This window comes from Kosakonia radicincitans DSM 16656 (assembly GCF_000280495.2).
In the GTDB taxonomy this organism is placed as follows: domain Bacteria; phylum Pseudomonadota; class Gammaproteobacteria; order Enterobacterales; family Enterobacteriaceae; genus Kosakonia; species Kosakonia radicincitans.
Genome location: NZ_CP018016.1, coordinates 5,671,970 through 5,685,197 on the forward strand (window position 1 = coordinate 5,671,970; position 13,228 = coordinate 5,685,197).

The 13,228-nt window shown below is 51.7% G+C and carries 14 protein-coding genes; 3 read left to right on the forward strand and 11 right to left on the reverse strand.

Annotated elements, in window-relative coordinates; all coding sequences use genetic code 11:
* Positions 1-44 precede the first annotated feature (44 nt).
* The 9 genes from Y71_RS27230 to Y71_RS27270 form a co-directional block, all read right to left on the reverse strand.
* A complete protein-coding gene (locus tag Y71_RS27230) occupies positions 45-1,844 on the reverse strand; it encodes an LTA synthase family protein (protein WP_007369244.1) in 1,800 nt (599 codons plus the stop codon).
* 360 nt (positions 1,845-2,204) lie between these two features.
* Positions 2,205-2,423, reverse strand: a complete 219-nt coding sequence (locus tag Y71_RS27235; protein WP_071531956.1) for a DNA-binding transcriptional regulator — start codon at positions 2,421-2,423, stop codon at positions 2,205-2,207.
* 80 nt (positions 2,424-2,503) lie between these two features.
* Positions 2,504-3,655: a phage late control D family protein gene (locus tag Y71_RS27240; protein WP_007369245.1), complete on the reverse strand. Its 1,152-nt coding sequence runs from the start codon at positions 3,653-3,655 to the stop codon at positions 2,504-2,506.
* A complete protein-coding gene (locus Y71_RS27245) occupies positions 3,655-4,131 on the reverse strand; it encodes a phage tail protein (protein ID WP_007369246.1) in 477 nt (158 codons plus the stop codon). Before Y71_RS27245 ends, Y71_RS27240 begins: the two co-directional genes overlap by 1 nt.
* Positions 4,132-4,146: 15 nt before the next feature.
* Positions 4,147-6,588 (reverse strand): phage tail tape measure protein, encoded by a 2,442-nt coding sequence (locus Y71_RS27250; protein ID WP_081120898.1) that lies wholly within the window; start codon positions 6,586-6,588, stop codon positions 4,147-4,149.
* The gene (locus tag Y71_RS27255; protein WP_071531957.1) at positions 6,581-6,700 is read right to left on the reverse strand and encodes a GpE family phage tail protein; all 120 of its coding nucleotides are present in this window, start codon (positions 6,698-6,700) and stop codon (positions 6,581-6,583) included. The genes Y71_RS27250 and Y71_RS27255 overlap by 8 nt, the downstream gene beginning before the upstream one ends.
* 32 nt (positions 6,701-6,732) lie before the next feature.
* Positions 6,733-7,008, reverse strand: a complete 276-nt coding sequence (locus tag Y71_RS27260) for a phage tail assembly protein (RefSeq protein WP_007369251.1) — start codon at positions 7,006-7,008, stop codon at positions 6,733-6,735.
* A gap of 61 nt (positions 7,009-7,069) precedes the next feature.
* A complete protein-coding gene (locus Y71_RS27265; protein ID WP_007369252.1) occupies positions 7,070-7,588 on the reverse strand; it encodes a phage major tail tube protein in 519 nt (172 codons plus the stop codon).
* Between the two features lie 12 nt (positions 7,589-7,600).
* On the reverse strand, positions 7,601-8,791 hold the full coding sequence (locus Y71_RS27270) for a phage tail sheath protein (RefSeq protein WP_007369253.1): 1,191 nt from the start codon (positions 8,789-8,791) through the stop codon (positions 7,601-7,603).
* Between the two features lie 404 nt (positions 8,792-9,195).
* On the opposite strand from Y71_RS27270, the gene Y71_RS27275 reads away from it, so the two are divergent.
* The 3 genes from Y71_RS27275 to Y71_RS27285 all read left to right on the forward strand — a co-directional run bounded on the left by Y71_RS27275 (position 9,196) and on the right by Y71_RS27285 (position 11,014).
* Entirely contained in the window at positions 9,196-9,489 is a 294-nt protein-coding gene (locus Y71_RS27275; RefSeq protein WP_007369254.1) for a chorismate mutase, read from the forward strand.
* Between the two features lie 4 nt (positions 9,490-9,493).
* Positions 9,494-10,303 carry an AraC family transcriptional regulator gene (locus Y71_RS27280; protein ID WP_035941943.1) on the forward strand — a complete coding sequence of 270 codons (810 nt, stop codon included), beginning with the start codon at positions 9,494-9,496 and terminating at the stop codon, positions 10,301-10,303.
* Between the two features lie 96 nt (positions 10,304-10,399).
* Positions 10,400-11,014, forward strand: coding sequence for a LysE family translocator (locus Y71_RS27285; protein WP_007369256.1), 615 nt, complete (start codon positions 10,400-10,402; stop codon positions 11,012-11,014).
* A 77-nt stretch (positions 11,015-11,091) separates the two neighbouring features.
* Here Y71_RS27285 and Y71_RS27290 read toward each other — a convergent pair whose 3' ends face one another.
* Together Y71_RS27290 and Y71_RS27300 are read right to left on the reverse strand one after the other, a co-directional pair.
* Entirely contained in the window at positions 11,092-12,330 is a 1,239-nt protein-coding gene (locus Y71_RS27290; RefSeq protein WP_007369257.1) for an IS110 family RNA-guided transposase, read from the reverse strand.
* A gap of 460 nt (positions 12,331-12,790) precedes the next feature.
* The gene (locus tag Y71_RS27300) at positions 12,791-13,228 is read right to left on the reverse strand and encodes a tail fiber assembly protein (protein WP_007369258.1); all 438 of its coding nucleotides are present in this window, start codon (positions 13,226-13,228) and stop codon (positions 12,791-12,793) included.

Consider the following 13,228-nt stretch of genomic DNA (forward strand, 5'->3'; position numbering starts at 1 on the left):
GGATTGATTGCCTGGCCACTACAGACAATCAATCCCAGGTCGTTTTATTCTGTTACATTCTCAAACAATGAAACGGAATAAACCCATGAAGGTACACTGTTTATCAAGTTAACGTAACCACTATAGTCGCTATACAGTGGGTCCTGGCAACCGTGTTGCTGTGTATAATTAACGGAGAACATCCCTGAATTTATAAAATATTTATCCGCAAGAGCAGCAACGCAAAAATAGGGTTTTTTATTAGCATCCTGCACAAATTTTGCAACGGCATTCTGATCGCTGGATTTCACAAAAACAGGGACATCACCAAACTCTAATGGAGTAATATGAAGTTTAAAAGTAAAATCCGCATCCTTGTCACCAGTAGTAGAGAACAAATTATGTGGGATCACATTATGCTCATAAAAATATTTATTAAGTGCTGGCTTATGATCACCATAGACAACAATCACTGCATCCTTATCTATCGCCTGTACCTGTCGAGCAAAATCCGTTAAACGAGAGATAGATTCGGCCACTTCATATTTATAAACTGTTTCACCAGAATCATTGAGATATGGGAACGGACCGTGAGTACCCATGGTAATGAGATTCATAAAAATGGGTTGCCCCTGCTTCTCACGTAGCGCTTTTAATGCCGAGCGATAAAGTACGATATCATCTGTTTGCCACTGCCAGGGCTTCTTATTTTTTGCAATTTCGACTGGCACATCACCCATTTGTGTTATATCGACAAATTGATCAAAACCAAATTTACGATAGACATCACCTCTTCGCCAAAATGACCGATTATTATTATGAGCCGCAAAGGCATAGTAATTCTTGCGTTTTAAGGCGCTAGCAAAAGACTCGGCGTTATCCTTAAAAATATCAACATACTCCTGGTAGATGATACCAGAAAGATGCTGAGTTGTGCTTGGCAACCCGGTAAGCATTTCAAATTCTATGTTAGCCGTGCCTGCACCATAATGAGGAGATGTTGCCCGCATGGCCGTAAATCCATTATCCATAAGGGGCTGATAAAGCTCCTTAAAATTATTATCGTCATACCAACAAGATTCACACAAAACAAATATTACTGTCTTATTCCTGGGCTCACTTTTAGCATATGTAGCACGCAGGGAAAGGTACTCTTTTATTTCATCTTGTTTTAATTCAGGAACCGAACGACGAAGACTTGTCTGAATTAAATGCATGGGTAACCCGTGGCGCTTTACGTTACCAGGCCAATCCCACGAGAAATAATTAATATCATATTTTTCGGTGAGTCTGTTTGCATTTTCCTTTACCCAACCCGGCAGAGTATCTATTGCATTGGAATAAGGTGAAAAAGCCATAGGTGTGGTTAACGCCAAAAATAAAATAACAGCCAGCTTATTGGATTTATGAATCCTGAATTTCTTGTCCAAAAATAATAAGAGCAACCCGGCAAGAATTGCGCCGACACAAAGCATTATGTTGTCAGCGGAAAGATATTTTGAGGCCAGGGAAACATTGGATCCCGCAACAATATCATTAAAGGATAGAGGTTCATCAGTAAGAGATATTTTCGTCATGCTAATAAACGAAATAATTGCCGAAACCAAGGCTATTACATAAAGAGAAAAAAGAACCCTAAAATTAATCAATCGAAGGATAAGATAAACAAAAATAACTGGTGCAGACATCCAGTACATTCTAATTATCTCATGTCGATTTATGCCATATGGGCTATCGCCGATGATATCCAGGACCATTCTCAAAAAATAAATAACAACTGCAACGCATAACGTCTCTACTATCAACCCCTTAATAAAGCTGACGCTATATTTTTTTAAATTAATATTTCTCAATTTCTCGATCATTTACCCAAATCCACCAATAGAGTTTTATGTATCTCATCATCCACAAATCACCTTGATAATATATCAAAAAAATGTGGAGAAAAATGGAGTTATGAGTTTTCACGCGTTTAATGAGGATAAAAAGGAAATTTTAGATAAAAAAGCTCCCGCCACTCATCGTAAAAAGCTTTTCCTGGGCGCTATCCTCAGGACTTAGCAGATAAGCAAAGGGCAAAAAAAACCCCCACATCATGTGGGGGAAGACAGGGATGGTGTTTTAAAGCCACCTCTATCAACATGAAATAAAAGGATTTATTTCATGCAGTGTCCACACTGCGACCACATTGACACAAAACACGCCCTGTAATCGCAGGGCGTTTTTCACATCCACAAATTTTGTTGCCCTGAAATCGTCGGATGTGGTCTGACTGGCTGCACTTCGCCGGGCTTCACAATATACCGCTGCACTGACTCCAGCGTTACAAACGTCGCACTACAGTTAACGTTTTGGCATTGGTGATAACGTTCCTTGGTGGTATCGGTCATGTAACGACTGGTACGCGCATGGGCGGCATGTTGGCATAACGGGCAATGGAACATAATGAGCACCTCGACGGTTTAAGCGATGTCGAAATTTTACGACAAAAACCCTTAAATAACAAAAAGTTAAATTAATGATGTCACTCGTCATTTTCTGATTCGTACTCAACCTCAGCAAGCTTTATTTCGAGCTCTACGCCCGTCGTGAAGCCATTATTATTGAGGCTATGAGTCACCCTACTAATCAACCACGCCTGCTCATCTATGACGCTCTTAAACCCCGATACTTTTACCGGCGTTTCCGGGTAGAGATCGGCGCGCCCGACGGCCAGACTTATCGAGAACTCAGCTACACCGCGTTGTAGCTTGTCCCATTTCGCCTGCGCCGCCCGCATGGCCTGGGCTTTTGTGGCATACACCGTTGTAAGCGAAAATACGTTATCCGCCTCACCGGCCAGATATTCACCCTCGCGGGCTTCCGGTATTCTGACTTCCTTCTTTTTCGCTTTGGCTTTCGGGTGCTGTAGCGCGCGTAAATGCTGTTCTCTGGGCTTGCGCTTCACCTTCACCTTTTTCGGTTTCGGGTCTTTGGTATGAAGCCACTGAGCCGTAACGCCGGTATAAGCGCCCCGGTCGGCAATCGCAAACTGATGCCGGTCGCCATCGCGGCGGGTGATCGTCACCTGCGGGATGGGCTTGCCGCTGGCGGTTGTGGCATTCCCGGCTCTGAGAAACAGCAGTTTCCCCGCCTTGACCGACACCTCGCCGCCGTTCCGGTCAGCCAGCCGAGTAAGAAATTTAGCGTCGGATTCCTGCGTCTGGTCGATATGCGGGATATGAATCCCGGCCAGCGCCGGGGTGACACTCGCCGTCAGCTTGTTACGTGCGGCGATCGCCGCCACGATATCGCCGAGGGTTTTGTCGTGCCAGGACTCTTCACGCCGGGAATTCAGCGTACCGCGAAAATCAGCGCTGCGGGCGCGGATGGTCACGGTATCAGGCGCGCCCCGGTGCTCAACCTCATCAACGGTAAAACTGCCCTTGCCGACCAGCGCGGAATCTTTCCAGCCGAGGAACAGGGTCAGCACCGCACCGCGCACCGGCAACTGCACAAGGCCGTCGCTGTCATCGAGCTCAATATCGAGCTGGTCAGCCTCAAAGCCCCGGTTATCCGTCATCGTGAGGTCTATCAGCCGGTTGCTGATGTTGCCGGTGATATCCTTACTGTCCAGTTTCAGCATAAACGCGGGGGTGAGTGAGCTCCCCGCCTGGCTGTAGAGTATTTCTGACATCATAACCCCGGCGTTGTGATTAATCTGGTGGCGGCCTCTTTTGCTTTCCCGGCCAGCATGTCAGCCTGCTGACTCAGGTCGCCATATACCGCTGCGAGCGACTCATCCACGCGCGTTAACGCCAGCGTAAAATCAATCTTCCGGGGTGAGCCGTCGGAAAAAAACTCCGCGCCGGTTTCGTTAATGCTGTTGATGACATACATGCCGTAAATCTGGCCGGTTCCGGCAATCAGCGGCCATGCCTTACCCTGTTCGGCCATCTGCCTGAGCGCGGTCAGTGTCAGCGTCCCGCCGGTAATTTCCGGGTAAAGCGTGCCATTGAGCGTGATTTTTTCCTCCCCGACGCCGAGAAACTGGAAAGCATCGCGCTTACCTACGCGGCTGTTTGACGGCCAGCGATATTCCGCGTCGCGCTGCATGCCCTGAAACGGCAGTGTCTGGCGCATAAAGACGAAGAAACCTAAAGCAAGCATCATCTCTGAATGTCTCCCTTATCCGTCGTGGCGCATGCTGGAACGTTCGCGGGCGCGTTTCTCACGGTCGGCCTTTTCAACGGCATCCTGCAACTGCCGCCCGAGTTCGCCGCCCGGTGCGCCGCCGTTCTGCATCGTGATGTTGTAATGGCTTTGCCGGTTATCGACATAGGATTTACCGCCGGGGGCAACGGCGGGCTGATATCCCTGATAACCGCCATAGGTACTGGTTGCCGGGATATAGGTGCCGTTCTGCGCCGCCGCGCCAGCTTTTACGGCTTTCTGGTCAAGATCGCTGGATTCTTTATTGATGAGGCCGAGTTTATCGAGCACCCAGTCTATTCCCTGTTTCAGTTTGTTAAACGCGGTAAGCGGCATCAGCAGTGCATCTGCCAGTGCCTGTCCAAACAGGACGCCGGTATCTTTGCAGGCGTTAAGCGTGTCCTGCGTGGATTTAACCGGCTCAATCAGTTTTTTGAACCAGTCCCATACCGCCTTTAATTTCTCGCCAAGCCAGTCAAAAACGGGCTTAAGCGGCGAAAACAGTTCCCCGACCGGCGCAAATGCGGCAGTCAGACCTTCAACAACCCCGCTGAAAAAGGCGCTGATGGGCTCCCAGTATTTACGGATGAGCAGCGCACCGGCGACAATTGCCACGCCGATCGCCACAATCGGCCATGTCAGCGCGCCGAGCACCGTCATAATTGCCCCGCCCACCACACTGAAGACCGTCCCGAGCACACCGGCAATCGCTATGATGGCATTTATCCCGGTGATGACCGGCCATGCCACCAGACCGATAGCGCCGACAAGCCCCACCACGCCGACAGCCACCGCCGCAATCACGCCCAGCGTCTGCGCCAGCCCTTTGTTTTTCTGTATCCAGCCATCAAGCCTGAGCACGTAACCTGTAGCGGTCTGCACCAGTTTTCGGAGCGAGGATTCCTGCTGGTCAAACAGGTCAGTACCGACCGCCTCATAAGCCGACTGGAACTCTTTAAAGTCGCCGCCGAGGTTGTCCTGCATGACGTTGACCAGTTCCTCCGTTTTCCCGTCCGAGGCTTTAAACGCAGCGGTCAGCGCATCCAGTTTCCCGCCCGAGGCGGCGGCCATTAACACCGCCGCTGATGAACTGGCTTCTTCACCGAATATCGTTTTCAGGTATTCGGCGCGCTGGCCGGTGCCGAGTTTGTTTTTCTCAAAACTGGCCTGCATTTCTTTCAGGATGGTGAAGATGGGCCGGGTGTTACCTTTTTTATCTGCCGTGGTGATGCCAAGCTCTTTAATCGCCCGGTACGCCTCGCCGGTCGGTGCCTGTAAGCGCGTTATCACCGCGCGGCTCCCCGTACCGGCCATCGAGCCGGTGATTTTCGCATCATGTAACGCGCCCACCATGGCGGCGGCCTGCTCGATACTCACCCCGGCATTTTTTGCCACCGGCGCGGCATAGGTCAGCGCATCACTCAGGCCGTCAAAGTCAGCGGCGGTTTTGTTCATCGTCATGGAGAGAACATCACCGATGTGTGCGACCTTATCGTTTGAAAGCTGAAACGCGGATTTCATCCCCATCAACAGACCGGCGTTTTCCTCCATCGTGCGCCGGTTAGCCAGCGCCATATTCAGGGTCACCGGCGTGACAGCCTGAATCGCTGCCGCATCACCGCCCCCTTTCGCAATGATGATTTGCGCACCGGCGGCATCATCCGCCGAGGCGGCCGTGTTGTCGCCAAGCTGGCGCGCCTGTCTGCGCAGCGCGGTCATTTCCACCGAGTCTTTACCCACGCCGAGCACCGCCTGAAGCTCCGAGTTCTTTTGCGCAAAGTCATAGCCCGGTTTCAGCAGTGCCGCCCCGGCAAGCGTTGCCGTGGTTGCCATTCCCGCCCCTGCCGCGCCCACCGCAGCGGCGTTACCGGCGAGCGCCTTCCCGGCCTGATAGCGCTGTTTTACCCGGCTGAGTTTCTCCTGTTGCGCACTGACGCGCGCCAGCGCCTCACGCTGCCGGTTGAGCTGTGAGGTGGTTTCACTGATGGTGGTTTTAAGTTTTCGCTCGTCAGCGGCCAGCGTGCGGGTGTTTATCCCGGCAAGGCTGAGCTCCTGGCGCTGACGCTGCACGGATTCACGCAGGCTGTTGTGTTTAAGCTGGAGCGCGGCGGCGCTTTTGCGTGCCGTCTCCATTGCCTGCGCCTGCGCGCGGGTCGGCTGTTCAGTGTTTTTAAACTGAAGCGCCAGCGCGGCGGCTTCATCTCTGGCTTTTTTCAGCGCCTGCTCAGTGACCGCAAGTTGTGCGCGGGTTTTACGAAAGCCGTCAATCTTCGACGCCTGCCCGTTGAGCTCACGCAATGCGGTTTGTGTTGTGCGCATCCCTCCGGCCAGCTCCTTACTGGCCTTGTCGATGGATTTTAACGGGCGGGTCGCCTGGTCAACAGCTTTGAGTAATACCTGTAATTTCACGCTACTCATTCGTGTTTCCGCTTCGCTGGATGGCTTTTTCTCGCCATGTAATGAGTTCTGTCAGGCTCAGGGGAAAGAGCTCTGAGGGCGGCCAGTGGAAAATCACCGCGATATCCGCCATCAGGTCATCAACAGAGAGTGTGTCGGGGAAATTTACTGCACCGAATTCGGCGACAAAAAACCGATCACCTTACCCGCCAGGGCAACGAGGTCAGGCAGCTCAAGCGCGGCGACTTCCTGCTCGGTGAGCGAGGGGGCGCTCATGCGCGGCAGCACTTTTATCAGGGCGTCAACTTCGGAGTTTGCCACCGCCGCAAGGCTGACGCCGCGCAGCGTCCCGGCGTTCGGTTTAATCAGGGTGATGGCGTCGATAATCTGCTCGCCGCGCTTAACAGGATTTTCCAGGGTGATCACGTTGTCGTTATTCATGGTGTTCTCTTTTTAATCAGGTTTTCGGGTTAACCGGCCAGCGCACTGGCCGGGGTGAAAATTACAGGCCGATATTGCGGCGGTGCTGCTCCAGCCGGTCGGTGCCGTTGACCTTCTCCACCATGTTGAGGGTGTCGATTTCAACCAGCTCTTTGCCGTCCATCGTCAGTTTGAAATAGGTACAGACGACCGAAATTTTCGCTTCGGTGTCTTCGCCGGGTTTGTTCTCGCCGGTGTCGATTTCCTTCTGACGGCCACGCATCACCACTTCAACGGCGACCGTTTCGCCGGTGTCGTCACGCTGGTAGGAACCGGCAAAACGCACCGGCACGGCATCGACGCCGGTCGCGCCGTACAGCTCCCAGATAACCGAATCCGGGAAACCGCCGAGCGACCATTCCATTGACAGGGCATCATCATCGAGGCCGAGATCAACCGGCGCGACGCCGTTCATACCTGCCCCGCGATAGTTTTCGAGCTTGCGTGTCAGCTTCGGCAGGGTGATCGACTTCGCGATACCCTGATAGCTGTAGCCATTCAGAAACACATTCATGTATTTCAGTTTTCGCGGCATTGCCATTTATCAGGCTCCTTAATTGCTGTTAACCGAGGAAACCAGCGTCGCCAGATATTTATCGGTGATGCGCTGGCGCAGGGTCAGATTTTCCAGTGGGGGAACCGGCGTATAGTCATAATCGATATACAGTTTCCCGGCTTTCAGGGTCTCGGCGTCGTTGGCGTCCTCGTCAAACCAGCAGGTCGCATCGACGATGTAGCCGTTACTTTTCAGCTCGCGGAATTTCGCGTTAATGCCGTCCACGATGTCGCGGATCAGCGTCGCGGTGATCGGCTTGTCGACCGCCCACATGTGCGCCTCGGCCATTGTGTCGGCGATAACCTGCGCCGTGCGGGTGTAGTTCTCAAACAGGAAAAGCGGATCGTCGGAGCAGGTACGGTTGCCCCAGAAGCGGAAGCCATCTTTGCGAATCAGCGTGGTCACGCCCGCCTCGTTGAGCAGGTCGGCATCGGTGCCCGGCTCCTGCAAATCCCAGAACACTGACGCGCTGATGCCGGTCACGCCGTTGACGCCGACGTTAGACAGGGTTTTATGCCAGCCGACAGACTGGTCGATGTATGCACGCAGACCGAGGGCGCGGGCGGTGGCGTAAGCCGTGGCGGTCGCATTTTTCACGGTGTCCCAGGCGAGAAAATCCGGCCAGATAACCATTAATTCACGCTGGCTGAAGTTGTCGCGGTATCTGATGGCATCAGAGAGGGTTTTACAGCCCCACGCGCTGACATAGCCGAACGCGCGCAGCTTCTGGCAAACGGGCGCAAGCGCGGTGGCGACTTCCAGGGTGTCGAATCCCGGCACACCGAGGATGCGGGGTTTTACGCCGGTCACAGCTTCGGCGGTCAGCAGTGCTTTCAGGCCGGTGTATTTGCCGTTCTCGTCCGTGGTGCCGATGATGCTGGAAATGGTCTGCGCGAGCGCCTCTTCTTCATCGTCGCCGGTTCCCTCCGCCACGCGCACGACGACGGTCACCGGTTTTGACTGGTCGGCGATGGCCTGGAGTGACGCGGCCAGCGTGCCTTTTTTACCGGCTTTGGCGATGGCGCTTTGTACGCTGGTGATCAGCACCGGCTCATTGAGAGGGAAAGTGGCCGCGTCGGCATCGCTGGCGGTACAGACCATGCCGACGATTGCCGTTGAGACCGTGGAAATGACGCGCGTGCCGTCGTTAATTTCGACGACCTGCACACCATGATGATAATCACTCATCCGTTTAACTCCGTGGGGTTGGGGTGAGTGTTATTTTCCAGGCTGTGCGGGCGCGGGGCTATTTATCAGGGATGGTTGCGGTGCAGTACAACACTAAACAAAAAAGGCGGGTAAATGCCACAGGTTGATTGACCTGCGCCCAAAGAATTAATGCAGTGCGGACTTAGTAATTTCCGCTCCTAGCACGACGCTGCCGGTCACGCTGTGACTGTACATCAGACATCGACAGGCAGCTTTGCGCGAGGAGCAGACATTCGCTCTATTTTTTATTTTATCGCATTACCAATAGCCGCATACCCTTGGTTGAATTCTTTGGTATATCGTTCTTTTAGTCAGACTTTACTGTTTTGAATCGAAAATTTGTGCAATCTTTTTCACTCATGTACTAGTTAGATGGTTTTAAGGTGGATTTTTCTTTAATTGAGGATGTCAGAAACCGTATCGATCAGATTGACAGTGAACTGGTTAAAATGATCGCGCAACGCAGCCAGAGTGTTAAAGCAGCAGCTTTCAAAAGTGGCCATTCAGCCGTGCGTGCTCCAGACCGCGTTCAGCAGGTAATCGACAAGGTAAGTAAACAGGCGACTGAAGCAGGACTTCCCACAGTAATTATCGAAAAGGTCTATCGGACGATGATCGATGCGTTTATCAATTATGAACTCAGGCAACACGACCAACTGCGACAGGAGAAATGCTGACATCGTGCGTCAACATTCCATTGAGCTCCTCCCCATAACTGTAGCGGGTGTCGAGGCGGTAAACGCCAACAGCGACATCTCATTCGGGCGGCATACTCACGACCAGTATGGCATTGGTTTGATGGACAGCGGCGGGCAAAAATCCCTGAGTGGGCGCGGATATGTCGAATCGAACGCGGGTGATGTTATCACTGTTAACCCGGGGGAAGTTCACGACGGTACCCCGCTCGATGGCCCGCGAGCCTGGCGGATGCTTTATTTTGATACTGAGATTATAAATCAATGCTTTATCGATATTTCCGATGGTAAATATGCCAGCGGCGAATTTGCCCTGCCTGTATCGACGAATGCCGGTATGGCAAAAAGTTTTAACCAGTTATATCAAGTCATTACTAGTGGTAATGGCGATGTAGAAAAGCTTGCTGCGGATGAAGCGTTATTAGTCCTGACCAAAGCGTTGGCCCAAATGCCCCGGACTCAGGTGAAAATGCCCATCGAAGGGGTGTTATACGCGAAGGAAAAAATGGATGACGCGCCGGGGAGTGCCACATCTCTTACTGAGCTGGCGGCGATTGCCGGACTCGGGCAGTTTACATTTTTACGCGCTTTTGCACATTACAGTGGAATGACCCCGCATGCCTATCTTTTGCAGCGACGCCTGTCCCTGGTTCGAAAGCTTATCAGGGGCGGAATGAACCTTGCTGATGCAGCCATTGCGGGTGGATTTGCGGATCAAAGCCACATGACCCGTCTGTTTGGTCGCAGCTATGGCTATACGCCGGGCCTCTATGCGCAACAGATTTCAAAAATATAGCTGTCAGTGCCGCTGCAATTTTATTCAAGACAGAGAAAACCTCTTAATCGAATACTGAAACGGTTATTTCAGCTGCCGATGAGGGGTAAAATTTTGATGCTCTATAACGATTTTCTGGTGACATCTCTGCTGATTGTTATGTCACCCGGTACTGGTGCCATCATCACGCTTTCTGCCGGCCTCAGGCAGGGAAAACGTAGCGCAATAATTGCTGCTGCCGGATGCACTCTCGGAGTTTTGCCTCATATGCTGGCTGCAGTTACAGGCCTTGCCGCCCTGCTACATGCCAGTCCGTTACTGTTTTCCATTGTGAAGTATACCGGTGTTGCTTACCTGCTGTTTATGGCGTGGCAAACGCTACGGGACAAGACACTTTTAACCGCTGATGGTCTCAGGCAGGAGTTATCTCCTGGCACCTTGATAATACGGGCGGTAGTTGCCAATCTTCTTAATCCCAAACTTTCGCTATTTTTCCTGGCATTCCTTCCGCAGTTTATCGCCTCCGGTGATGTACATCCCACACAGAGTATGTTGATTCTTTCAGCTATTTTTGCTGCCATGACTTTTGCGGTATTTTCTCTGTATGGTGCTTTTGCTTCGTCTGTTAGTCATTATGTATTAGGAAATCCCAGGGTGATGACCGGCATTCGTTGGGGCGTGGCACTGGCCTTTACTGCAGTTGGGATTCGCCTGGCGATGGCTGTGCAATAATAAAGACTTGTGTTAGATAACGCCTGAAAGGGAGGATTTAACGTCCGCTTCACGCCCTGAGACATTCGACAAGCTTTCTACGGCATTAGTAAGGGCGATTTTCGCGCTTCCAGTGCCAGCAAATATTTCGCTTCGTCATAACGGGTTCTGGTCTTCCAGCAGCGGTAAATAATCCTTATCCATTTGAATGCCAGAGCCCGGATTGCAGACTGGTGAGATTTTCCTTTTTCTCGCATCCCCTGATAATACAACTTGGCCCAGTATGATGAGTTAACCGTCTTGGCAGCCCATTCGATAAAGGTTTGCCTGACGAACTTGGCACACTGCCATCTCCAGTGAACCCAGGATTTTTGACCGCTTCGCTCGGTTACTGGCGCGATGCCAACATAGTTTTGAATTTCTTCGGCGCTGTTAAAGCGGTCGCGGTTATCACCGAGTGCGGCAAGCATACGCGGTCCCATACACGGCCCCATGCCTGGAAGTGATTTGAACAGTTCAGCATCTGGCAATGGGTCAAATAGCGTTTCAATGCGTTCGTCATAGGTTTTGATGATTTCACTCACGACTTTAATTTGTGTCGCCAGTGCTGTTGCCATCAAAGCATTAGCTTCTATAACACTCGGGTCTGCAGTCAATGGGATCGCGTTATTAATACTTGCAACACGTTGCTCGGTGAGGGCTGTTGCGCGGCCACCTTTGGCATTCAGAAAGTGGCGAACGGTGTCGCGTCTGGCTCGTTTCAGTTTTTGCAGACTGGGCCACCGTATAATCAGTTCACACAACAGCAAACTACCCCGATGTGAGAACCATTCAAGGGGTTGAGGATAATACTGCTTAAGCGTGTTAATGAGCCGATTAACAAAGCGGCGTTTGTCTTCTACCAGCAGTCTACGCTGCTCCACTAGTTGTAGAAGTAAACGGATATCAGCATTGTCGGGTTCGATGGCTTTTATCTTTTGGGGATAGCGAAGCATCAGATCTAACGCTAACTCGGCATCCTGCGGATCATCCTTCGCACCACTTGGCCAGAAGGTCTGCCGATAGCGGGCCAATGATAACGCGTGTACAGGAAAGACAGTAACAAAGGGGTACTTCTGGAGAGCATACACTACCGGGCCTTTCTTGAGTTCAAGGGCGATAGCGATCCTGCCTTTGACCTTCTGGTGCAACTCATTGAGCCAGGTATCAAGCGCTTCCGGGGTATGTTTAATCACATGGAATGTGCGCTCACCGTTTTTAAACTGAACGCAGACATCGTGCTTTCTATCCGCCCAGTCCAGACCAACATGAGCAGCAAACTGATCTATAGCAGTCATCACCAACTCCTTTTAACCGGGGATTGGTATGCATTCCACGCTCTTCGAAAGAAATATAGCCAGCAGTTTATCTGCATGCCCTGAGTATTCGTTAGCGAACGTGGAGCACTTACTGGCTCGAAAGCAAAGCGGCAATCATCAAATCACATGATTCTGGCACAATATTCGTAACCAGTAAGCGCATACCCTGAATCACTTAAAAGTGTAACCCTCAGGGTTCGAATGACTATATCTGGCACAAAGCTGCCCGTCTGGCACAGGCTAATCTCTGTGCTATGACAATACCGGATCAAGTCTAAACTAATACCAATCACCAGATGCCTGAAAGCCTTAAACATACCCGGAGATTTCCGGCCAGGTGATATCCGGGCGCTACTCAGGTCAGCGGCTTCAGGCGCGTCAATGTAATCAAGCCAGCCGTTGAGGGTGGTCAGTAATTATACCGGTATCTTCCGGCGTATTAGCTGGCCGTCGCCTCAGACAGCGCAGGCCACTCAATATCGGGGGCTGAGGAGGTATCAATACGCATCAACATAACCCGGTATTTTTTCCATTCAGCGAGTGCAGCGGTCTCTTCGTCCGTGGCGATTCCGGCATCAACAGCATCCTGCAGCCAGGTTATCTCCGAGTCTGCCGCCGCGCGCAATTCCGCTTTTTTCATGTCTGCCTGGCTGACCAATTGCTCCTGTGATGGCAATGGCAAATCGTTCCAGGCGGGCATGTTCTCCGCGCCCGCGCCGCGCTCTTTTCCCTGCGGCGGCATCCCCATAAACACACTGGCAACACTGTCATCAATGTCGGTGATATCGGAAGGTAATGAGCCGCTCGCTTCATATTGTTCCTGCAGGGCGACGGCATAGAAAGCGTTCGTTGATGCGCTCCAGTAATACTGATTCAT

Bases quoted from the DNA above. Each gene is read 5' to 3' on its own strand.
- Y71_RS27255 (WP_071531957.1), bottom strand. From the start codon at position 6,700: ATGGCGGATATCGCGGTGATTTTCCACTGGCCGCCCTCAGAGCTCTTT.
- Y71_RS27285 (WP_007369256.1), top strand. From the start codon at position 10,400: ATGCTCTATAACGATTTTCTGGTGACATCTCTGCTGATTGTTATGTCA.
- Y71_RS27265 (WP_007369252.1), bottom strand. From the start codon at position 7,588: ATGGCAATGCCGCGAAAACTGAAATACATGAATGTGTTTCTGAATGGC.
- Y71_RS27290 (WP_007369257.1), bottom strand. From the start codon at position 12,330: ATGACTGCTATAGATCAGTTTGCTGCTCATGTTGGTCTGGACTGGGCG.
- Y71_RS27245 (WP_007369246.1), bottom strand. From the start codon at position 4,131: ATGATGCTTGCTTTAGGTTTCTTCGTCTTTATGCGCCAGACACTGCCG.
- Y71_RS27230 (WP_007369244.1), bottom strand. From the start codon at position 1,844: ATGATCGAGAAATTGAGAAATATTAATTTAAAAAAATATAGCGTCAGC.
- Y71_RS27235 (WP_071531956.1), bottom strand. From the start codon at position 2,423: ATGTTCCATTGCCCGTTATGCCAACATGCCGCCCATGCGCGTACCAGT.
- Y71_RS27240 (WP_007369245.1), bottom strand. From the start codon at position 3,655: ATGTCAGAAATACTCTACAGCCAGGCGGGGAGCTCACTCACCCCCGCG.
- Y71_RS27260 (WP_007369251.1), bottom strand. From the start codon at position 7,008: ATGAATAACGACAACGTGATCACCCTGGAAAATCCTGTTAAGCGCGGC.
- Y71_RS27300 (WP_007369258.1), bottom strand. From the start codon at position 13,228: ATGAATCAGTATTACTGGAGCGCATCAACGAACGCTTTCTATGCCGTC.
- Y71_RS27270 (WP_007369253.1), bottom strand. From the start codon at position 8,791: ATGAGTGATTATCATCATGGTGTGCAGGTCGTCGAAATTAACGACGGC.
- Y71_RS27250 (WP_081120898.1), bottom strand. From the start codon at position 6,588: ATGAGTAGCGTGAAATTACAGGTATTACTCAAAGCTGTTGACCAGGCG.